We start from the raw sequence: 22,646 nt of genomic DNA, 5'->3' as shown, positions 1-22,646 counted from the left end.
CGCGTGCGATCAGGCCAGCAGGCCGAGTTCCTTCATGAAGGCAATCTGGCTGTCCAGGATCTTGCCGGCCAGGGCATCGCCCTTGGTGGCGGCGCGCCAGGCTTCGATGGCCTTGGGGCGCGCGGCGGCCACGTCGGCCGCGCTGAAGCGGATGATTTCGCAGCCCTTGGCCTGGTACTTCGCAATCACCGCGGCGTCGTTGACCACGATGCGCTGGCGCAGCGCGCCGGAGACCTCGCGCGCGGCCACCACCAGCGCGGCCTTGAACTCGGCCGGCAGCTTGTCGTGCGCGGCGCGGTTGGCCACGTAGGCGGTGGCGGTGGTGGGCTGGTGGAAGCCCGGCACGATGACGAACTTGGCCACCTCGGCCAGGCCGGCCTCGAAGTTGGCCGTGAGGTCGCCTCGGTCGGCCATGTCGACCACGCCCTTGTCGAGCGCGGAATACACCTCGCCCGTGGGCAGCGGCGTCACGGCCACGCCGAAGGCGCCCATGACCGAGGACGCCAGGCCCACGAAACGGCCCTTCTTGCCGGCCAGGTCGGCGATCTTGCGGATCGGCACCTTGGAGTGCAAGGGCTCCTGGCCATAGACGGTGGGGGCGATGTAGTGCAGGCCCGCCGGCGCATAGGCCTGGCGCGCCATCTCCAGGCCGCCCTTCTCGTAGAACCAGGCCTCGTATTCGTCGCTCTCGGCAAAGCCGAAAGGAATGGTGCTGGTGAAGGCGAACGACGGGATCTTGCCGGCTTCGTAGCCGTCGAAGGTCTTCATCATTTCAAACGCGCCACCGCGCACCGCATCGAAGGCCTGGGCGGCCGGCACGATCTGGCCGGCGGCGAACAGGTTGATCTTGAAGCGTCCGCCGGTGAGTTCGGCCACGCGGGCCACGAACTGTTCCTCGAACTTCTGCGGTGTGGTGCCACCGTCCCACAGCGCCTGCATGCGCCAGGTCACGGTGGCCTGGGCGCTGGCCAGCTTCGGCGCGGCCAGGCCTGCGACGGCGGCCCCGGCCAGGGCGGATTTGAGCATCGCGCGCCGCGCAACGGTTTTCTGGGTCATGTCTTGTCTCCAATCGATCTGGTTGTGCATCCCGCCGGTTGGGCGGGCAGTGGGCGTCACCGGCGAGGGCAACGACGGGCAAAGTGTATCGACGGGAATGGCGGCAAAAGGGTACAGTTTGGTGACAGATAGAAAAACCGTACCCCTCATTTGATGGAGACAGTGCCTTGCAGAACCGCCCGCCTTTCTCTGACGCCGATGCCTCGCCCGACACCAAGGTGGAAGCGCTGGTGAAGCGCATCGCGCTGGCCATCGACCACGGACAGGTGCCCGCGGGCACGCGGCTGCGCTCCGTGCGCGATTGCGCCGACAAGGAGGGCGTCTCGCGCAATACCGTGGTGGAGGCCTACAACCGGCTGATCGCGCGTGGCTACGCCGAGTCGAGGCCGGGCTCGGGCTACTACGCGCGCAAGGCCACGGGCTCGCGCGCTCAGGCACCGGCGGCGCACCTGAGCGAGGCGGTGGACGTGGTCTCGCTGTTGCGCGAACAACTCGAGCAACACTACGAAGTGCGCGTGGGCGATGGCCGGCCCCCCGCCACATGGATGGAAGGTTCGGAGCTGGGCCGGCATCTGCGCGGCGTGCGCTCCAACACCTGGAACCAGCTGGAACACGGCTACGGCACCCCCTGGGGTTACCTGCCACTGCGCCAGACCATCGCGCGCCTCCTGCATGAGCGGTCGATCCAGGCCGACGCGCGACAGGTGCTGCTGACACAGGGCGCCAACCACGCGCTGGACCTGATCGTCAGGCAGCTCTTGCGGCCGGGCGACGTGGTGCTGGTGGACTCGCCGGGCTACTACCCGCTTTTTGGCAAGCTCAAGCTGGCCGAGGTGACCATGGTGGGCGTGCCGCGCCTGCCCGACGGGCCTGACCTGGAGGCGCTGCACGTGCTGGCGGCGGCGCACCGGCCCAAGGTGTTCTTCACGCAATCGCTCGCGCACAACCCCACCGGGGGATCGCTCTCGCTGGCCAAGGCGCACCGGCTGCTGCAACTCGCCGCACAACACGACATCCAGATCGTGGAGGACGACCCGTTTGCCGATCTCATGCCGGCCAGCGCGCCACGCCTCTCGGCGCTGGATCAGCTCGACCGCGTGATCTACGTGAGCAGTTTTTCCAAGACGCTCTCAGCCGGCCTGCGCGTGGGCTTCATGGCCGGGCCCAGCGCGATCATCAACGACTTGTGCGACCTCAAGATGGTGACGCTGGTCTCCACCTCGGATTTTGTCGAACGCGTGGTCAGCCAGCTCATCGACAGTGGTCAGTACCGCCGGCACCTCGCACGGCTCAAGGCGCGTCTGCATGTCGCGCAACGCCTGTCGTTGCCGGCCATGGAACGTGCCGGCCTGCGGCTGCTGTCAGCCTACACAGGGGGCTACTACGTGTGGGCCGAGTTGCCGGGTGGTGAAACGGAAATCGACCTGGTGCGCCGCGCCGCTGCCGAAGGCATCTTCGTCTCGCCAGGTTCCGTCTTTTTTCCGGACCGCCATTCCGCGCGCCCGTGCATGCGTGTGAACATCGCCTACGCCAGTGACGAACGCTTCCTGCGGCTGTTTCAAACCGGCTGAGCCCATCGATCTCGATCAATCCGAGGGATCACCTTGGAAAGGCCCCGGTAGCCGGGACGTGCTCAAAGGGTGGCGGCGTTGGCCAGCGCGGGACCAAACGCGCGCATCAGCACCTGGATGCGGGCGGCGTCCCTGAGTTCGGGGTGGGTGACCAGCCACAAAGGCGTCACCAGTTCCTCGATCGAGGCGGTCATCGGAATCAGATCCGGAATGCTGGACTCCACAAACGCGGGCAGCAGCGCAATCCCGATGCCGGCGCGTGCCATGTTCGCGGCGTGGCTGAAATTGTCCACGCGCAGCACCACCTGCTCGGCGGGCACGCGCCCGGCCAGCCACCGGTCGAACTTGAGGTCGTGGAAATCGCGCTCGAAGCCGATCCAGCGTCGCTGGCCCACCAGATCGTCGATGTTTTGAAGGGGAAGTTTCCTGCGCCCTGTTCGGCGCGTGAAAACCTTGAACTGAAGGTCGGCCAGTTTTCTGCCAACCAGCCAGTCCGGCACCGTGTCGGCGATACGGATCGCAATGTCGGCCTCACGTCTTCTCAGATTGACGTGCTCCCGGGTGCTGATCAACTCGATCTGGACATCCGGAAACGACGACCGGAACTGCGCAAGCACCGAAGGCAGCAAATGGTCGATGACGATGGACGACACGCTCACGCGAACGTCCCCGCTGGGTCGCCGGTCTGCGCCACTGGCACGCATCTCCGCACCGATGGCAAGGGGCTCGAATTCCCGCGCAGCACGTTCGATCTCGTGTCCCGCGGCCGTGAGCGTGTAGCGAACCCGCCCGCGGTTGAACACCTTGGTCTCGAGACGCGACTCGATCAGATCCAGCTTGCGCAGCAAGGTGGAGTGCGTCATGCCCTGTGGTCCGGACGCCTTGGCCACGCTGCCGTGGCGCGAAATCGCCAGGACGGTCTGGAAGTCCGACCAGTTCAGCCGGAGCCGGAGCTCATCCGGATGGGTGCTTGCTCGTCGCATGGGGATCATGGGGGCGGCATTCAGCCGCAGTCGAAGGTCTGGATGATCATTTTTGCCAACTTCAACTTCAAAAAAGCGACTCAACTTTGCACGGATCATAAGTTACTGTGCGGACATGAAAGACAACCAGAGCAGGTCGGACGCGGCGTCACGCCGCAAGCGTTCTGCGGTGAAGGCCAAAGGTCTGATGGCTCTTGAGGCAGGGCAGGTTCCCGAGCAGGTGCTGCAGGAACTGAAGCGGCGTGTGCTTGAAATCGAGGACGGATACCGTGAAGTCGCTCAGAGGATGGGGCAGCTCTACATGTACGCCGATCAGCAGGGGCTCGCTTTCCTGACCCGATACCTCGATCAACCGATGCGCCATGCATCCGACATCGAACAAGCCATGGTGTCGATCATCGACGGACTGCAGCTCAACGCGGGCGGCCGTCTGGCCGGGAGCAGCTGACATGAAAAAACCCCTCTCGAAAACGATCGACGACCCGGCGCTGGGTGAACAGGACCTCCACCTGTTCCGCGAAGGCACCCATTCGAGGCTGCACCAAAAGCTCGGGTGTCACCTCCATGCGACGGGGGCCCGCTTTGCGGTCTGGGCACCGAACGCCCGATCCGTGTCGGTGATCGGCGATTTCAACGCCTGGAATGTCGAGGCCCACCAGGCCCGGGCGCGGGCAGACGGTTCGGGCATCTGGGAACTGGAGGTCGGCGGCGTCGAGGCGGGACATCGCTACAAGTTTGTGGTGGTCACGCAGTCGGGGGAACGCCTTGAGAAGGCGGACCCATTTGCGTTCCGCGCCGAGCTGGCGCCAGCCACGGCGTCCGTTGCCTGGCGCCTGGACGACCACGAATGGTCCGACCGTGAATGGATGGCGGCTCGGGCGACCACCCAGGCACTGAGCGCGCCCATGGCCGTCTACGAGGTGCACCTCGGCTCTTGGCGGCGGCCCGAGGGCGGGGAGATGCCCGACTACCGCACCATGGCGCGGTGGCTGGCCCGGTACGTGACCGACCTGGGGTTCACCCATGTCGAACTGATGCCGGTCACGGAGCATCCGTTCTATGGGTCGTGGGGCTACCAGACCACCGGCTACTTCGCGCCAACCTCGCGCTACGGCACCCCGCAAGACTTCAAGTTCCTCGTGGACACGCTGCACCAGGCCGGCATCGGGGTGATTCTGGACTGGGTGCCGTCGCACTTCCCCACCGACGCGCACGGGCTTGCACAGTTCGACGGCACCTTCCTTTACGAGCACGCCGATCCGCGGCAAGGCTTTCATCCGGAATGGAACTCGTCGATCTTCAACTACGGACGCAACGAGGTGCGTTCCTTCCTGCTGTCGAGCGCGATGTTCTGGCTCGACGAATACCACATCGATGCCCTGCGCGTGGACGCCGTGGCCTCCATGCTTTACCTCGACTACGCGCGCAAGGAGGGTGAATGGATCCCGAACGTGCACGGCGGGCGCGAGAACCTGGAAGCCATCGCCTTCCTGCGTGCACTCAACGAATCGGCGTACCGGGACCATCCCGGCGTGCAGGTGATCGCCGAGGAGTCCACCGCGTGGCCCATGGTGTCGCGGCCCACCTACGTGGGTGGCCTGGGCTTCGGCATGAAGTGGAACATGGGCTGGATGCACGACACGCTGAACTACATGCATGAAGACCCGATCCACCGGAAGTGGCATCACGGGGAACTGACGTTCTCGCTGGCCTACGCCTTCAACGAGAACTTCATGCTGCCCCTCTCGCACGACGAGGTGGTGCACGGCAAGGGATCGCTGCTCGACAAGATGCCCGGCGACGACTGGAAGAAGTTTGCCAACCTGCGGCTGCTGTACGGGCACATGTGGGCACACCCTGGCAAGAAGCTGCTGTTCATGGGCGGTGAATTCGGCCAGCGGCGCGAGTGGAATCACGACCGCGAACTGGACTGGGGACTGATCGAGGGCAGCGATGCGCATGGCGGCCTGCAGCGTTGGGTCGCGGATCTCAACCGTCTCTATCGCCATGAGCCCGCGCTGCATGCGCTCGACTTCGATGCCGCTGGCTTCGAGTGGATCGATGGTGCCGATGCCGACGGCAGCGTGCTGAGCTATCTGCGCAAGTCGGGCGATGGCGACGCCTTGCTCGTGGTGGCCAATTTCACCCCCCTGCCGCGCGAGAACCATCTGGTGGGCGTGCCGAGCCCGGGACACTGGCGCGAACTGCTCAACAGCGACGCAAGCGCGTATGGTGGCAGCGGTGTGGGCAACCACGGTGGCGTCGACAGCGTGCCCGTCTCGGCGCACGGCCGCTTCCACGCACTCAACCTGCGGCTGCCGCCACTGGGCGTGCTGTTCCTGAAACTCGAAGGAGCCATGTCGTGAGCATCGACCATGAAGTCCATCCCATCGCGCTGACCGATGGCCGGATCCGCGTGGTGATCGAAGACGTTCAGCCGGCGGTGGACGGGGGACGTTTCCCGATCAAGCGCATTGCGGGCGATGAAGTCGTCGTCGAAGCCGACTGCTTTGCCGATGGTCATGACGTCGTGGCCTGCATGCTGAAGTGGCGAAGCGCCGGATCGGCCTGGTTGAGCACGCCCATGCAGCCGCTCGTCAACGACCGCTGGCGTGCAAGCTTCGTCGTCGACGCGCTGGGCACCTGGGAGTACGCGGTGTGTGCCTGGGTCGACCCGTTCCAGTCGTGGCGCCATGACTTCACGCGCCGCGTGGACATCGACGACGTTCGCATCGCTGCTGCAACCGGGGCCAGGCTCATCGAGGAATGCGCTGCGCGTTCTGATCACAAGGCCGACACCGCACTGCTGCGGGACTGGGCACGCGAACTCGCGCAGCGGGCCGCTGACCCGAAAGCCGACGTCGATGCATTGAAGGCCGTTGGCGATGACGAAGCCCGTGCTGCCGTGGCCTGCCGCCACCCCGATCTGCGCCACGCGTTCACCCACCCTCAACGCTTCCCCGTCACGGTCGAGCGTGAGCGCGCGCGCTTCTCCGCCTGGTACGAGTTCTTCCCCCGGTCGGCGTCGGAAGACGCCACCCGGCACGGGACCTTTGCCGATTGCGAGGCCTGGCTGCCCTACGTCAAGCGCATGGGATTCGATGTGTTGTACTTTCCGCCCATCCATCCGATCGGCCGGTCGCGTCGAAAAGGTCGCAACAACACGCTCGAAGCCGGGCCCGACGACGTGGGCAGTCCCTGGGCCATCGGTGCCGCCGAGGGCGGGCACACGGCCATCCTGGGAGAACTCGGGACGGCCGCCGATTTCAGGCGGCTGGTGCAGCAGGCGGCCCGACTCGACATCGACATTGCACTCGATATCGCATTTCAATGCGCGCCTGACCACCCCTGGGTGACCGAGCATCCCGACTGGTTCAGGAAGCGCGCCGATGGCAGCATCCAGTACGCGGAGAACCCGCCGAAGAAATACCAGGACATCTACCCCTTCGACTTCGAGAGCGACGACTGGCGTGCGCTGTGGCTGGCGCTCGCGGGCGTGTTTGAACACTGGGTCGGTGAAGGCGTGCGCGTGTTCCGTGTCGACAACCCGCACACCAAGGCCTATCCGTTCTGGGAGTGGGTGATGGCCCGCGTGCGCGCGTTGCAGCCGGAGGTGGTGTTCCTGTCAGAGGCCTTCACGCGACCGCGGGTGATGCACCGCCTGGCCAAGGTCGGGTTCAGCCAGTCCTACACCTACTACACCTGGCGCAACACCAAGCGGGAAATCACGACCTATTTCACCGAGCTCACCCGCGGGCCTGGACGCGAGTACTTCCGTCCCAATGTCTGGCCCAACACGCCGGACATCCTGCCCGCGGCACTCCAGTACGGTGGGCGCCCGGTCTTCATGGCCCGGGTGGCCATGGCCGCGACCCTGGCCGCCAACTACGGCATCTACGGGCCGGCCTTCGAACTGCTGGAGGCGCGGGCGTTGCGCGAAGGGGGCGAGGAGTACCTCGATTCGGAGAAGTTCGAGCGCCGCGTGTGGGACCGCGCGCGCACCGATTCGCTGGCCGACTTCATCGCGGTGCTGAACCGCGCCCGGCGCACCAACCCGGCGTTGCAGAGCGATGCGGGCCTGCGCTTTCTGCACATCGACAACGAGCAGATGATCGCCTACGCAAAGACCTCTGCCGACGGTGCGAACACCGTCCTGTGCGTCGTGAACCTCGATCCGCACCACACGCAGGCCGGCTGGGTCGAACTCGATCAGGACAGCTTCGGCATCAAGGACGGACAGGCCTACCAGCTGCACGATCTCCTGAGCGATTCCCACTTCATCTGGCACGGTGCACGCAATTTTGTCAGCCTTGATCCACAGCGCTCGCCCGTCCATGTGATGGAACTGCGTCCTCGCCTGAAGCGCGAGAACGAATTCGACTATTTCCTTTGAGAGGTGCCCGTGATCGATGAACTCCAGCGCGCAGAGCCTGGCGCGACCATTCCCACACCTGCTGTCGATCCCGCACATGAGCCGCTCTGGTACAAGGACGCGGTCATCTACGAGCTCCACATCAAGGCCTATGCCGACGCCAATGGCGATGGCATCGGGGACTTCCGTGGTCTGACCACGCACCTCGATCACGTGCAGTCGCTCGGCGTCAACACGATCTGGTTGCTGCCGTTCTACCCGTCACCCCAGCGAGACGATGGCTACGACGTCTCCGACTACGAGGACGTGCACCCCAACTACGGCACCCTGGACGATTTCAAGGCCTTCGTGGTCGAGGCCCACCGGCGCGGCCTGCGCGTGATCACCGAACTGGTCGTCAACCACACGTCCGATCAGCACCCCTGGTTTCAGGCCGCGCGGCAGGCCCCACGAGGTTCGCCCGAGCGCGACTTCTACGTCTGGAGTGACGACAACAAGCTGTATTCGGGCACGCGCATCATCTTCACCGACACCGAGAAATCGAACTGGAGCTGGGATGAAGTCGCGCAGCAGTACTACTGGCACCGGTTCTTCAGCCACCAGCCCGATCTGAACTTCGACAACCCGCTGGTCCTGGAGGCTGTGCTCAAGACCATGGAGTACTGGCTCGAGATGGGGGTGGACGGATTCAGGCTCGATGCGATTCCGTACCTCGTCGAGCGCGACGGCACGAGCAACGAGAACCTGCGCGAAACGCACACAGTGATCAAGGCGATCCGCGCCCGCATCGAAGCCCACTACCCAGGTCGTCTGCTGCTGGCAGAGGCCAACATGTGGCCCGAAGACGTGCGTGAGTATTTTGGCGATGCCGACGAATGCCACATGGCGTATCACTTCCCGCTGATGCCACGGATGTACATGGCCATCGCCCAGGAGGACCGCCACCCCATCGTCGAGATCCTGGCGCAGACACCCGAGATCCCTGACAGCTGCCAATGGGCGGTGTTCCTGCGCAACCACGACGAACTCACGCTCGAAATGGTCACCAGCAAGGAGCGTGACTACATGTACAGCATGTATGCCGCCGACGCGCGGGCGCGGATCAACCTCGGCATCCGTCGCCGGCTTGCGCCACTGCTTGAGAACGACCGTGCGCGCGTCGAGTTGATGAACGGGCTCCTGCTGTCCATGCCCGGCACACCGGTGCTCTACTACGGTGACGAGATCGGCATGGGAGACAACGTCTTTCTCGGTGATCGTGATGGCGTGCGCACGCCCATGCAATGGACCAGCGACCGCAATGGTGGTTTCTCACGTGTCGATCCGCAGCGCCTGTACCTCCCTCCGATCCAGGACCCCATCTATGGATACGAGGCATTGAATGTCGAGGCACAGGCGCGCGAGCCGTCATCGCTGATGAACTGGACCAAGCGCATGCTGGCCATGCGCAAGAGCAGCCAGGCCTTTGGCCGCGGCAGCTTCACCATGCTGCATCCGGGCAACCGCAAGGTGCTGGCCTACGTGCGGGAATATGGCGAAGACGTCATCCTGTGCGTGTTCAACGTCAGCCGCGTCGCCCAGCCGGTCGAGTTGTCGCTGGAGGCCTACAAGGGCCGCGTACCGGTCGAGATGATGGGACGCAGTCCGTTCCCGCCCATCGGCGATCTGCCCTACCTGCTGACGCTGCCTGCCTACGGATTCTTCTGGTTCCGACTGGCCAGCGACGCCGCGCCGCCGACCTGGCACGAAGAACGTCTGGCGATCGAGGACCTCCCCGTGCTCGTGCTGTTCGACGACTGGAACAGCTTTTTCCGGCGCAAGGTCGTGCCCTGGCGAATCGGCATGGCCGAGAAGACGTGCAACCAGTTCGAACGTGAACTGATGCCCCGCTTCATGCTGCGCCAGCGCTGGTACGCAGCCAAGGGCGAACCCCTGGAACGGGCCACGCTGGGCGCGCACGGCATGCTCGAAGACGGCGCTTCGCACTGGCTCCTGGCACTGGTCGACACACAGGGCCCAGCCGAACCAGCGCGGTACTTCGCGCCACTGGTGATTGCTTTCGAAGACGACGACGAGGAGCGGGTCCGCGCCCTGATGTCCGTGGCCGTGACCAAGGTGCGCCAGCAGGCCACGGTGGGCGTGCTGGCCGACGCCATGGGCGACGAGCTCTTCTGCCGGGCCGTGGTCACGGCCATCGGCGAACGGCGCGAGACCGTTGCCGAAGGCGGCGTGGTGCGATTCGTGCCGACAGCCGCCTACCACGCGGTCATCGGCGACGCGCTCCAGGGCGCCACACCGCTGATGCGACTGACCACGAGCAGCAACTCGATCAGCCTGTTGGGCGAGCGCATCTTCCTCAAGGCCTATCGGCGACTGCACACCGGTGTGAGCCCCGAGCTCGAAATGGGTCGCTTCCTCACCGACGTCGCCCGATTCGGGCATTGCGTGCCCGTGGCCGGCAGCGTGGAGTTCCACGCCCTGGACGGTTCGGTCTGGCCTCTGGCGCTGCTGCAGGCACAGGTGAAGAACCAGGGCGATGCATGGGACTTCACGGTCGACCAGCTGTCCCGGCTGCTCGAATCGGTCCGCAGCACCGACACCGGGCTGCAGGCCGGGATGCAGGCCATGGCGGAGCGGGTGGAAGTCCTCGCGCGGCGGGTGGCCGAACTGCATGTCGCGCTGGCGCAGTCCCATGGGTTGCCAGCGTTCGATCCCGAGCCCATCACGAGAGACGACCTCACCCAATGGTCAGCGGACGTGCGCGGCGAGCTGGATCGCACGTTCGGGCTGCTGGTGCAGCGCCGCGCCACCTTGAGCGAGCCGCTGGCTGACCTGGCCTCCCGGGTGGTGTCCGCCCGCGACGCGCTGGACGCGCGGATGGCCCGGGCCGCCGCGACAGCGCCGGCGGGCGTGAAGACCCGCTTGCATGGCGACCTGCACCTGCAACAGGTGCTGGTCGCGCAGGACGACTTCCTCATCATCGATTTTGAGGGTGAGCCGCAGCGCCCGCTGGAACAGCGACGTGCCAAGCACTGTGCACTGCGTGACGTGGCCGGCATGCTGAGGTCGTTCGACTACGCCAGGCACACGGCGCTGCATCAGACCGCCCAGGGCAGCAGCGAGCTGGAGCAACTGGCGCCAGCCGCCCGGCGCTGGGAGCGGTTTGTCAATCAGGCGTTCCTGGATGCCTACAGCCAGATCGTGGTGGCCGCAGGGCTCTATGCGAACGAGGCCGCGTTCGGCGAGGCCAGGGCATTGCTGGACCTGTTCGAACTCGAGAAGGCGCTGTATGAACTGCGTTACGAACTGGACAACCGGCCGGACTGGGTGGGCGTCCCGCTCGCCGGCATCGCCACGCTCGCGGGCATTGAGAACTAGGAGTTGAGATGGACAATATCGACGTGATGCTGGTCCCGCTTCGCGGCCTCCTGCTTGAAATCGGGAATTTTCTGCCCCGCCTGGGGGTGGCCCTGGCGGTGATCGTGGTCGGGTGGCTGCTGGCCAAGGGCCTGCGCGTGGGCGCCGTGAAGGCATTGCGGGCCTTGAACTTCCATGTCCTCACCGAGCGCGCCGGTGTCGACGGATTCCTCAAGCAGGGCGGCACCGAAAAGGACACCGTCGAGTGGTTCGGCACCATCGTCTACCTGCTGGTCCTGATCGCTTCCCTGATCGTCGCCTTCAACACCCTGGGCCTGACCCAGGTGACCGATCTGCTGGGCAGGGTGCTGCTGTTCGTGCCCCGCCTTCTCGTGGCATTGCTGGTGGTCGTGTTTGGCGGCTACTTTTCGCGCTTCGTCGCGAACGCGGTGCTGCGCTACTTCCGGGCCGCAGGCATCAGCGATGCCGACATCCTGAGCCGCATCGTGCGCTACGCGGTGATGACCTTCGTGGTGCTGCTGGCCGTGGACCACCTCGACATCGGTGGAGGCCTGATCCAGGACACCTTCCTGATCCTGCTGGGTGGCGTCGTGTTTGCGCTGGCGCTGGCATTTGGCCTCGGTGCGCGCGATCGCGCCTCGCAGCTGATCGAGCGCTGGTTCCCGCGCGACCCGTCGGATCGGACCTGATGCCCGCCACCGCAGTCATTGATGCCCTGTGGCCAGGCAAGCCCTACCCCAGGGGCGCGACCTGGGATGGCATGGGCGTCAACTTCGCGCTGTTTTCCGAGACAGCCGAGCGTGTCGACCTGTGCCTGTTCGACGCGGGCGGACGCAACGAGGTGGCGCGCCTGACCTTGCGCGAGCAGACCGACCAGGTCTTTCACGGCTACCTGCCCCAGGCACGGCCCGGTTTGTTGTACGGCTATCGTGTCCATGGGCCCTACCGCCCGCAGGATGGCCACCGGTTCAACGGCAACAAGTTGCTGCTGGATCCGTACGCCCGCAACATCGTCGGCACCATCCGCTGGCACGACGCATTGTTCGGCTATCGCGTCGGAAGCGCCCAGGCCGATCTGTCTTTTGACCGGCGCGACAGTGCCCCCTACCTGCCTCGCTGCAAGGTCATCGAGTCGGCGTTCACCTGGGGGGACGACCGCTCGCCCGATGTGCCCTGGCACGAGACGGTGATCTACGAGCTCCACGTCGGCGGCTTCACCAGGCGCCACCCCGGCGTGCCGCGCGAGCTGCGTGGCACCTATGCAGGCCTGTGCTGCGAGCCCGTGGTCGACCACTTCAAACGCCTTGGCGTGACCACGGTCGAGCTGATGCCGGTGCACTCCTTCATTGACGATCGCCACCTGGTCGAGCGGGGCCTGCGCAACTACTGGGGCTACAACACCATCGGCTACTTCGCGCCCGAACACCGGTACAGCGCGAGCGGGAAGGTCAGTGAGTTCAAGACCATGGTGCGCACGCTGCACGAGGCCGGCATCGAGGTGATCCTCGACGTGGTCTACAACCACACGGCGGAGGGCAACGAGCTCGGCCCGACGCTGGCCTTCCGGGGCATCGACAACGCGGCCTACTACCGCCTTCAGAGCGACAGCCCGCGCCACTATCAGGACTTCACCGGGTGTGGCAACACGTTGAACATGCAGCATCCTCGGGTGCTGCAGTTGTTGATGGATTCGTTGCGCTACTGGGTCACGGAGATGCATGTCGACGGCTTCCGCTTCGACCTGGCTTCGGCGCTGGCCCGCGAACTGCACGCCGTCGACCGGCTCAGCGCGTTCTTCGACATCCTGCGACAGGACCCCGTCCTGTCGCGCGTCAAGCTGATCGCAGAACCCTGGGATCTGGGTTCGGGTGGTTACCAGGTCGGCAACTTTCCCGTGGGCTGGGCCGAGTGGAACGACAAGTACCGCGACACCATGCGCGCCTACTGGAAGGGAGAAGGCGGCGTGATCGGCGAATTTGCCCAGCGCCTCACGGGATCGAGCGACCTCTACAACCGCAGCAGCCGCAAGCCCTACGCGAGCATCAACTTCATCGCCGCCCACGACGGTTTCACCATCGCCGACATGGTGGCCTACAACGACAAGCACAACGAAGCCAACGGCGAGGAGAACCGCGATGGCCACAACCACAATCTGTCGTGGAACTGCGGCGAAGAAGGCCCCACCGACAAGGCCGACGTGCTGGCCCTGCGTGCACGTCAGCAGCGCAACTTCATCACCACGCTGCTGCTCTCGCAGGGTGTTCCCATGCTGCTGGCGGGCGACGAAATGGGGCGCACCCAGCGTGGCAACAACAACGCCTACTGCCAGGACAACGAGATCAGCTGGCTCGACTGGACACAAAGCGAGGACCAGCGCGCCTTGCTCGCCTTCACGCAGCGTGTGATGGCGCTTCGAGCGGCCCACCCGGTGTTCCGCCGTCGCGACTTTTTCCAGGGTCGCCCGTTGCACGGGAGCTCGGTGCGCGACATTGTCTGGCTGCAGCCCCAAGGCACCGAGATGAGCGAGCAAGCCTGGGGACAGGACCACGCCCGTGCCCTGGCCGTCTTTCTCTCGGGCGACGGCCTCAACGAGGTCGATGCGCGTGGCCGCGCGGTGCGTGACGACAGCTTTCTGGTGATGTTCAACGCCGACTCGAACGAGGTGCGGTTTGTGGTGCCTTCGGATCTGGTGCCGAAGGCCGGTGAGTTGCTCATCGACACATCGATCGATACGGGCAGGTTCGACACGCCTTTCGACTCGGCCGAGCCCTACGTTCTGGCCGCGCGTTCGCTCGCGCTCGTGCGCTTCAAGATGAGCCCCCGGCCATGACCGACAAGCCCGACGCATCCTCATCCCCGTTGATCAACGCCTGTGCCGAGGCCTCGGTGCAACTGCTGCAAGCCAACCTGACGCCACACGGCATCCTGGCCGCCGGGCGCTCCGACGCCGCCGAGGCGCGCCGCTACACCCGCATCTTCGGGCGCGACGCGGCCATCTGCGTCATGGCCATGTGTGGCAGCGGCGTTGACGCACTGGAGGTGGGGGCGGTGGCCAGCCTGGATGCGCTGGCGGCACAGCAGGCGTTGAATGGGCAGATTCCCAAATACGTGGACCCTGAAGGCCAGGGCGCCGACTTCTGGTACCTCGGCTGCATCGACGCAACCCTGTGGTGGCTGATCGCCGTGGACCACGTGCGCCGTGCCGGGCGGGTGAGCCCCGATCGCTGGCAAACCGGGGTCGATCTGGCCATCGCGTGGCTGCTGGCGCAGGAGCACCAGCGTTTCCGGCTGCTGCAGCAGAACGAGGCCAGCGACTGGGCCGACATCATGCCGCGATCGGGCTACGTGCTGTACACCAACGCGCTGTGGTACGGCGTCAAGCAGCGCTACGGGCTGGCGGACGCGGAATCGACACATCACCACTTCAACCACCTTTTCGACCCTTTTCAGCGTGATCTGCCCGAGTACCGCCGGGCGCGGTTGTTGCGCCACTACGCGCGTCGTGGCCAGCGTGATCCGGGCATGTACCTCAGCTTTGTCAATCTGGCGATGGCCGGATACGAAGGGGACGTTTTCGGCAATCTCATGGCCGTCCTGAATGGACTGGCCGACGCCTCCAAATCCCGGCAGATCGTCCAGACCATTGCCAGCGTGCACACGGACGAATCCTTTCCGGTGCGGGTCGTTCTGCATCCTCTGTCACCCCAGCACCAGCTCTGGCGGCCCTACATGGCCAGGCACCAGCAGAACAGCGTCTATCAGTACCACAACGGGGGCATCTGGCCGTTTGTGGGGGGCTACTGGGTCCTGGCTCTTGCGCGGCTCGGGATGCGGGAGCAGGCGTGGTCGGCACTGGCTCGACTCGCCCAGGCCAATGCACTCGACGGCTGGCGATTCACCGAATGGTTTCATGGCCGTACGTTCAAGCCCATGGGCATGGCCTGGCAAAGCTGGAATGCGGCCACCTTTCTGCTCGCGCTTCGTGCGCTCGAAGGTGAGGCGTAGTGCGCGACGTCGCCCGGCTCGGCCACCCGGTGGGTCATGACGACGAAGAACTTTTGCTGGACGAGGGAACGCACATGAAGCACGAGCACCGCATGCCCTTCGGCGCCAGCCTGAACCCGGGAGGCGGCGCCGATTTCCGGCTCTGGGCACCGGCCGCCAGCGCCCCGGTCCTGATTTGCTGGGCTCCCGGCGGTGCCGAACTTCGACAGGCCGCGCAATCCGATGGCGAAGGCCTGTGGCGGTGCCACGCGGCCAGCGCGGATGCCCATACAAGCTATCTCTGGGAAGTGGACGCAGGCCAGCGCGTGCCCGACCCGGCCTCGCGTCACAACCCCGACGGGCCGCAAGGGCCCAGCCGTGTCACGGCGCCCCGCCATTTCGAGTGGGACGACAACTGGGCAGGCCGCCCCTGGCACGAGGCGGTGATCTACGAACTGCATGTGGGCACCTTCACGCCACAGGGCACGTTCGCCGCGGCAACGCAACGCCTGCCCTACCTGGCCGACCTGGGTGTGACGGCGATCGAACTGATGCCGGTGGCGGCGTTCCCGGGTCGCTTTGGCTGGGGTTACGACGGCGTGCTTCCCTTCGCACCGCACGCCGCCTATGGCGAGCCGGACGATCTCAAGGCGCTGGTTCAGGCGGCGCACCGGTTGGGCCTGATGGTGTTCCTGGACGTGGTCTACAACCACTTCGGTCCGCAAGACAACCACCTGGGCGCGTATGCGCCGCAGTTCTTCTCGACAACGCACGAAAGCCCCTGGGGCGCAGCGCTCAACTTCGACGGCGAGGGCAGCCACATGGTGCGCGACTTCTTCGTGCACAACGCGCTGTACTGGCTGAACGAGTTCCGCTTCGACGGGTTGCGCCTGGACGCCGTTCATGCCATTTCGGACAGCAGCTCGCCCGATGTGATGGAAGAGTTGTCGCTGCGCGTGCGGCAGAGCACAGCCGGCCGGCATGTGCACCTCATCCTCGAAAACGAAAGCAACGAACGCCGCAGGCTGGCTGCCACTCCCAGGCCCGGGCGCTTCGATGCCCAGTGGAACGACGATTTCCACCATGCCCTGCACGTGTGGCTGACAGGCGAAGCGCATGGCTACTACAAGGACTACGCTGGCGACCCGCTGGACCTGCTCTCGCGCGCGCTCACGCACGGCTTCATCTTCAAGGAGACCTCGCGCCTGGCGGGCGGACGGCGCGCTGCCTGCGTGCCCGCGCCCGCGCAGCCCTTGTGCGCCATGGTCAACTACGTGAACAACCACGACCAGAGTGGCAACCGGGCTTTTGGCGAGCGACTGGACCGGCTCGCGCCGCCACCCGCCATGGAGGTCGCGCTCCTCCTGATGCTGCTCACGCCGTCGACACCCATGCTGTTCCAGGGCGACGACTTCGCTGCCGACACCCCGTTCCTGTATTTCGCCGACTGGGAAGGCGAACTGCGTGAGGCCGTGCGCGCCGGCCGCCGACGGGAGTTTGGCCACAGCGAAGGCACGGATGCGGCCTTGCCCGACCCCTGCTCGCTGGAAACGCTCCACGCCAGTGTGCTGCCCTGGGATCAGGCTGCGCAGCCGCGCGGGCTGGCGCGCCAGGCGCTGGTGCGGGCGGCGCTCGCGGCACGCCGCCAGTGGATCGTGCCGCGCCAGCCACGCTTGCTCTCGGGTGGCCATCTGGCGCGCAAGGTGGGCGCCACAGGATTGCATGTGCGGTGGCGCTACAGCGAGGGGCCCGAGCTGTGGCTCGACATCAACCTGGGGGCGCAGCCGGTGGAATGTGCGTCACCGGAACCCGGGGGCCAGCAGCGGGTGGTGTTCACGCACAACCGGGCGGCACAGGGCACGGCCTGGCCAGCGTGGTCCGCACGCTGGCGCGCCTGGGAGCCGGCATGACGGCGGATCTGACCGAACGTGCCGCGGCGGCAGGCGTGGCGACGTCGTACACCAGTTTCAGCGGCGAGCAGGTCGACGTGCCGCCTGCCGTGCTGCAGCGCGTGCTCGATGCCATGGGCAGCACGCCGCCCGTGCCCGACCCGCTGCTGGTGACGCAAGGCCGATCCGCCCGCATCGAAACCGACAGCGCGCCCTGGCAACTGCATGAGCAGCGTGGAGGCGTGGTCTGCACGGGGGATTCAACGAACGCCGTCTTGCCCGCGTCGCTGCAGTCGGGCTACTACCTGCTGCGCACGCCCTCGGGCGCCCGGCAGGTGATCGTCTCGCCCGCTTGCTGCTGGTCACCGGCGCCGCTGCGTGAAGGGGAGCGCTGGTGGGGTCTGAGCGTGCAGCTCTATGCGTTGCGTTCCGGGCGCAACTGGGGCATCGGCGATTTCACCGATCTGCGCGCGCTGGTGGACATGGCAGCCGCGCAGGGAGCTGCCTTCGTGGGCCTCAGCCCGCTGCACGCGCTGTTTGCGCACCAGCCCGAGCTTGCCACGCCGTACAGCCCCTGCAGCCGTCTGGCTCTGAACGGACTGCTCATGGACGTGACCGCCGTGGCGGAGTTCGAGGCGTGCGCGGATGCACAGGCACTGGTGCAAAGCGCCGACTTTCAACGCCGCCTGCACGCGCTGCGTTCGGCTGCCGACGTGCAGTACGCGGAGGTGGCGCAAGCCAAACAGCCCGTGCTGCGATTGCTCTGGCGCCACTTCAACACGGCGAACACCGACGCGGCAGATGTGCGCCGGAAGGCGTTCACGCGCTTCATGGGGCAACACGCCGGCACGATCGGCCATCATGCGGTCTGGGAAGCGATTCAACACGGGCTGCACGCCGCCGATCCGTCCGTGTGGGGCTGGCCTGCATGGCCCCAGGAGCTGCAGCGACACGACGGCGCAGCGGTCCAGGCCTTCAAGCGCGAGCATGCCGACGAAGTGCACTTCCATTTCTGGCTGCAGTGGCTGGCGCACGAGCAGCTCGCGCAGGCGCAACGCCATGCCCGCAGCCTGATGCCGCTGGGTCTGTATTGCGATCTCGCCGTCGGTTCCAACGAAGGCGGGTCCGAGACCTGGATGTTGCGCGACCTGTATGTGAGCGGTGCACACGTGGGTGCGCCGCCGGACCCGATGAACCGCATGGGCCAGGACTGGGGACTGCCGCCGGTGAATCCGCTGGCGCTGGCCGCCGCCCGGTTCCAGCCCTTCATCGAACTGCTGGGCTGCGTCATGCGCCATGCCGGCGCCCTGCGCATGGACCACGTCATGGCGCTCATGCGCCTGTTCTGGAGCACACCCGAAGGCGGCACCTATGTGAACTACCCGCACGAAGCCTTGCTGGCCATCGTGGCGGTGGAGAGCCACCGCCACCGCTGCCTGGTGATCGGTGAAGACCTCGGCAACGTGCCGCCGGCCATGCGCGATGCCATGGCCCAGCGCACGGTGCTGTCCTACCGGCCCTTGTGGTTCGAACGCGCCGAAGACGGTGGCTTTCGCACCCCGGACGACTGGTTGCGCCAGGCCATCTCGGTGGTGAGCACACACGACCTGCCCACGCTGGCGGGCTTCTGGAGCGGGGCGGACATCCAGACGCAGCAGCGCCTGAAATTCCTGCCTGACGCCGCGGATGCCGAGCGCCTGCTCCAGGATCGCGCAAGCGACCGCTCCGCCCTGCTGGCGGCGCTCGATCGCGAAGGCCTGCTGCCCGAGGGCATGAGCGTGGCGGCAGCCGACGCAACGTCCCCCGATGCCCCGATCGATGCCGCGCTGGTGGTGGCGGTCCACGCCTATCTGGCGCGAACGGCCTGCTGGCTCGCCGCAGCGCAGCTGGAGGACATCATGGGCCAGGTCTGGCAGATGAACGTGCCCGGCACCACCGAAACCCAGCACCCCAACTGGCGCCGAAGGGCGGCCGTGCCGCTGGAAGAACTGGCGGATTGGCCCATCTGGAACGAGGTGGCAGCCGCCATGCGGCGCGAGCGCGGTGGGGACCTGCCCGCACTGGACACCGCCGACATTCCCCTGGCCACCTACCGCATGCAGTTTCACGCAGGGCACACCTTCGTTCACGCGCGCGAAGCAGTGCCCTACCTCGCCTCGCTGGGGGTGAGCCACCTCTACAGTTCGCCCTACCTCAAGGCCCGCCCCGGCAGCACCCACGGCTACGACGTGACCGACCCCACCGTGCTCAACCCCGAGGTGGGAGACGAAGAAACGCACGCGGCCTTGTGCGCCGAACTGCGTGCGCACGGCATGGGCCAGTTGCTGGACATCGTCCCCAACCACATGGCCGTGCTGGAAGCCCGAAACCCCTGGTGGGAAGACGTGTTGGAACACGGTGAGGCGGCCACCCATGCGCGCACGTTCGACATCGAATGGCAGCCCGCCGATCCCGACATGCGGGGGCGCGTGCTGCTGCCGATCCTTGGCGATCACTACGGCCGGGTGCTGGAAGCGGGCGAACTGCAACTGCGGTTCGATGCCGATGCGGGCCGGTTTGCCGTGCACCACTGGGAGCACCGCGCGCCCATCGACCCCCGCGACTACCCGGCCGTGCTGGCGGCCGCACCCGCACCGGCCGCCGACAGCGAAGCATCCCTGGCAGAAGTGACAGCCTTGCTCGACGCGTTCGGCCGGCTTGCGCCACGCGATACGGCGAGTCTGGAGGCCCGCGAATCGCGCCTGCGCGAGACACCCGTGCTGCGCCAGCGCCTGGCCGACCTGGCACGGGTTCAGGCATGGCTGCGATCGTGGATCACCAGCGCGCTGGAGCGACTCAACGGCCACCCCGACGACCCCGGCAGCGTGGACGCGCTGGACGCACTGTTGAGCCGACAGGCGTATCGCCTGGCCGACTGGCGCGTGGCCGGCGACGACATCAACTACCGCCGGTTCTTCGACATCAATGCGCTCGCCGCCCTGCGCATGGAAGACTCGGCGGTGTTCGAGGCCACGCACCAGCGCATTCTGGGCTGGCTGGCCGACGGCACGGTCACGGGCCTGCGGGTGGACCACCCCGACGGTCTGAGCCGTCCCGCCGCGTACTTCCGCCGCCTGCAGCGGCGCTACGCCGAACTGACCCGGACCGCAGGCGGCACACCCCGCGCGCTCTACCTGGTGGTGGAAAAGATCCTGGCAGACCACGAGCCGCTGCCCCCCGCATGGCCGGTACACGGCGGCACGGGTTACCGGTTCAGCAGTCTGGTCAATGGTCTGTTCGTCGATCCCGCAGCAGAGGCGGCCTTCGAGCGCGGCTACGAAACCTTCACCGGTGACACCCGCAGCTTCGAGCAGACGGTGCTGGCGTGCAAAAGGCTCGTGATCGACGACGCATTCGCCTCCGAACTGGATTGGCTCGCGCAAACGCTGCACCGCATCACCCGCGCCGACCGCACGACCTGCGACTTCACGCGCAACCGCCTGCGCAGGGCGCTTGCAGAAATCGCGGCCGCGTTCCCGGTGTACCGCACCTACGTGGGAGCCGACGCTTTTGAAGCGAGCGAAACAGACCGCAAGCACGTGGCCTGGGCGCTGGCGGCTGCCCGTCGCCGACTCGGTCTCACCGAAGCTGGATTGCTGCAATGCCTGGAGCCCATCCTGCTGGGCGTGGCCGGACCGGCGCAGGCATTGCGTGACCGCTTCGTCGAACGCTGGCAACAGTTCACCTCGCCCGTCATGGCCAAGTCCGTGGAGGACACGGCCTTCTACCGCCACGTGCGACTCGCTTCGCTCAATGACGTGGGATCGGAGCCTCGACGGTTCGGCGTCTCCGCTGCGGCCTTTCACAACACCAATGCACAGCGCGCTCGCCACCGGCCGCACGGGCTGCTGGCCACCTCCACACACGACAGCAAACGGTCGGAGGACACGCGGGCGCGGCTGAACGTGTTGTCGGAAATGCCGGCCGAGTGGGAGGACGCCGTTCGTGAACTCGACGCGATCGGCAGGCGCTTCATCTCCCAGGTGGATGACGCCAGTGCCCCATCGGCACACGATCGCTGGACACTGTTCCAGGCGCTGGCGGGCATCTGGCCGGCGGCGGCATCGCAGTCGCAGGAGCGCGTCGCCTTGCTGGAGCGCGCGCAGCTGTACATGCGCAAGGCCATGCGCGAGGCCAAGCAGGAGACCAACTGGCTCAACCCCAACGAGGCCTACGAGTTCGCGGTCGAGACCTACATCGCACGGGTGCTTGCACTGGACAGCTTCGTCCAGCGACTGGAAGCGCTGGTGCGCGACATCGCGCCCCTGGGGTTTCGCAACAGCCTGACCCAGCTGGCCCTGAAGATGACAGTGCCCGGTGTGCCCGATATCTACCAGGGCTGCGAAGAATGGAGCTTCCGGCTGGTGGACCCGGACAACCGCCAACCCGTGGACTTCGCGGCCATGGCGGCCTCCCTCGAGCGGGTCCGCCGGGAGGTCGGTCCAGGAGCGTGGCCCACACGCCAGCAGTGGCAGGCCCTGCTGCCCGAGTGCCCCGGCGGCGAGCTCAAACAGTTCGTCACGTGGCGCCTGCTGGCGCTGCGCCGTGCACACGCGGCGCTGTTTCGCGACGGCCTCTACCTTCCGCTGGCGGTGGAAGGCAGCGCCGCCGACCACGTGATCGCCTTCGCGCGGCTGCACGAAGGACAGGTGGTGGTGGTGGCCGTGGCCCGTCTGCTGCACGGCCTGGCGCGGCAGGGCTGGGGCACCACCACCCTCCAGCTGTCATCGGCGCATCCATTGCTGGCCCGCACCGCGCTGTGGCGAAACTGGTTGACGGGGCAGGCGCTGCCGGGCAGTGAGGAACGCATCCGTGCGCTCGATCTGTTCGGTGATGTCGGACCAGGCGGAGGCGGCCTGCCCTTCGTCGTGCTGGTTCAGGACGACCCTGCATGACAACTCGTGAAGGCCTGAGCGTGTTGATGGCTCCACGCCTGCCCGGGTGGCAACTTCCATGGCAGGCGTGACGCTCTGAAAAGCAGCGGCAGGGAGCCGGACCACCTGGCAATGTGGCGATGACTCCGACGAACCTTGTTCCGTCTGGTCACCTGACTGCAGGGAATAAAGTTCGTCGCAATATGTGATCTTTCATTACGACGCCTCCGCCACCGTCCTGCAAAGTCCGTCGGAGGCTGGCCATCCGAAATGTGTGTTGACTACAGATCTCAGATTCAAAAGCAAAACACGATCTCAGGCGTCGCTCCGATCTGTTCCAAGAGGAAAAACCAAGTCGTTCTGCAGTGGCCCTACTGATGGGCCCGCCAAACTTCTTCTCGCAAGATCTCTTCGAAGTGGTCATCCCTGTCGGCATCAGTCATGGCCGCAACATCCGGGTGAAAGTAGCCCAGCAGAAAGTCGACTCCGCTCGTACCGCC

The 22,646-nt window shown here is 66.2% G+C and carries 12 protein-coding genes; 10 read left to right on the top strand and 2 right to left on the bottom strand.

Annotated features, from left to right (window positions below):
- Positions 1-9 precede the first annotated feature (9 nt).
- A complete protein-coding gene (gene dctP, locus V6M63_RS12425; RefSeq protein ID WP_332742194.1) occupies positions 10-1,056 on the bottom strand; it encodes a TRAP transporter substrate-binding protein DctP in 1,047 nt (348 codons plus the stop codon).
- A gap of 167 nt (positions 1,057-1,223) precedes the next feature.
- Here dctP and V6M63_RS12420 point away from each other — a divergent pair, with 167 nt between their 5' ends.
- Entirely contained in the window at positions 1,224-2,627 is a 1,404-nt protein-coding gene (locus tag V6M63_RS12420; protein WP_332742193.1) for an aminotransferase-like domain-containing protein, read from the top strand.
- A 62-nt stretch (positions 2,628-2,689) separates the two neighbouring features.
- Here V6M63_RS12420 and V6M63_RS12415 read toward each other — a convergent pair whose 3' ends face one another.
- Entirely contained in the window at positions 2,690-3,709 is a 1,020-nt protein-coding gene (locus tag V6M63_RS12415; RefSeq protein ID WP_332742191.1) for a LysR family transcriptional regulator, read from the bottom strand.
- A gap of 16 nt (positions 3,710-3,725) precedes the next feature.
- Here V6M63_RS12415 and V6M63_RS12410 point away from each other — a divergent pair, with 16 nt between their 5' ends.
- Genes V6M63_RS12410 through treY form a run of 9 tightly spaced genes read left to right on the top strand, consistent with a single transcriptional unit; the run spans position 3,726 to position 22,167 of the window.
- On the top strand, positions 3,726-4,058 hold the full coding sequence (locus V6M63_RS12410; protein WP_332742190.1) for a hypothetical protein: 333 nt from the start codon (positions 3,726-3,728) through the stop codon (positions 4,056-4,058).
- Position 4,059: 1 nt separating this feature from the next.
- Positions 4,060-5,976, top strand: coding sequence for a 1,4-alpha-glucan branching protein GlgB (gene glgB / locus V6M63_RS12405; RefSeq protein WP_332742188.1), 1,917 nt, complete (start codon positions 4,060-4,062; stop codon positions 5,974-5,976).
- Positions 5,973-8,003 carry an alpha-1,4-glucan--maltose-1-phosphate maltosyltransferase gene (locus V6M63_RS12400; protein WP_332742186.1) on the top strand — a complete coding sequence of 677 codons (2,031 nt, stop codon included), beginning with the start codon at positions 5,973-5,975 and terminating at the stop codon, positions 8,001-8,003. Before glgB ends, V6M63_RS12400 begins: the two co-directional genes overlap by 4 nt.
- Before the next feature lie 9 nt (positions 8,004-8,012).
- On the top strand, positions 8,013-11,360 hold the full coding sequence (gene treS / locus V6M63_RS12395) for a maltose alpha-D-glucosyltransferase (protein ID WP_332742185.1): 3,348 nt from the start codon (positions 8,013-8,015) through the stop codon (positions 11,358-11,360).
- Positions 11,361-11,368: 8 nt separating this feature from the next.
- A complete protein-coding gene (locus V6M63_RS12390; protein ID WP_332742184.1) occupies positions 11,369-12,049 on the top strand; it encodes a mechanosensitive ion channel family protein in 681 nt (226 codons plus the stop codon).
- Positions 12,049-14,190 (top strand): glycogen debranching protein GlgX, encoded by a 2,142-nt coding sequence (gene glgX / locus V6M63_RS12385; RefSeq protein ID WP_332742182.1) that lies wholly within the window; start codon positions 12,049-12,051, stop codon positions 14,188-14,190. The genes V6M63_RS12390 and glgX overlap by 1 nt, the downstream gene beginning before the upstream one ends.
- Positions 14,187-15,365, top strand: coding sequence for an amylo-alpha-1,6-glucosidase (locus V6M63_RS12380; RefSeq protein ID WP_332742180.1), 1,179 nt, complete (start codon positions 14,187-14,189; stop codon positions 15,363-15,365). The genes glgX and V6M63_RS12380 overlap by 4 nt, the downstream gene beginning before the upstream one ends.
- Entirely contained in the window at positions 15,365-17,254 is a 1,890-nt protein-coding gene (gene treZ / locus V6M63_RS12375) for a malto-oligosyltrehalose trehalohydrolase (protein ID WP_332742178.1), read from the top strand. The genes V6M63_RS12380 and treZ overlap by 1 nt, the downstream gene beginning before the upstream one ends.
- A complete protein-coding gene (treY, locus tag V6M63_RS12370; protein WP_332742176.1) occupies positions 17,251-22,167 on the top strand; it encodes a malto-oligosyltrehalose synthase in 4,917 nt (1,638 codons plus the stop codon). Before treZ ends, treY begins: the two co-directional genes overlap by 4 nt.
- Positions 22,168-22,646: the final 479 nt, after the last annotated feature.

Source organism: Hydrogenophaga sp. (assembly GCF_036675665.1).
Classification (GTDB): domain Bacteria; phylum Pseudomonadota; class Gammaproteobacteria; order Burkholderiales; family Burkholderiaceae_C; genus Hydrogenophaga.
Note: the sequence above shows the minus strand (reverse complement) of the source record. Positions and strands in the feature narration are given on the sequence as shown.

What these genes read in the sequence shown, in the direction of transcription:
- glgB (WP_332742188.1), top strand. Translation starts at nt 4,060, where the DNA reads ATGAAAAAACCCCTCTCGAAAACGATCGACGACCCGGCGCTGGGTGAA.
- glgX (WP_332742182.1), top strand. Translation starts at nt 12,049, where the DNA reads ATGCCCGCCACCGCAGTCATTGATGCCCTGTGGCCAGGCAAGCCCTAC.
- dctP (WP_332742194.1), bottom strand. Translation starts at nt 1,056, where the DNA reads ATGACCCAGAAAACCGTTGCGCGGCGCGCGATGCTCAAATCCGCCCTG.
- V6M63_RS12390 (WP_332742184.1), top strand. Translation starts at nt 11,369, where the DNA reads ATGGACAATATCGACGTGATGCTGGTCCCGCTTCGCGGCCTCCTGCTT.
- V6M63_RS12415 (WP_332742191.1), bottom strand. Translation starts at nt 3,709, where the DNA reads ATGATCCGTGCAAAGTTGAGTCGCTTTTTTGAAGTTGAAGTTGGCAAA.
- treY (WP_332742176.1), top strand. Translation starts at nt 17,251, where the DNA reads ATGACGGCGGATCTGACCGAACGTGCCGCGGCGGCAGGCGTGGCGACG.
- V6M63_RS12380 (WP_332742180.1), top strand. Translation starts at nt 14,187, where the DNA reads ATGACCGACAAGCCCGACGCATCCTCATCCCCGTTGATCAACGCCTGT.
- V6M63_RS12410 (WP_332742190.1), top strand. Translation starts at nt 3,726, where the DNA reads ATGAAAGACAACCAGAGCAGGTCGGACGCGGCGTCACGCCGCAAGCGT.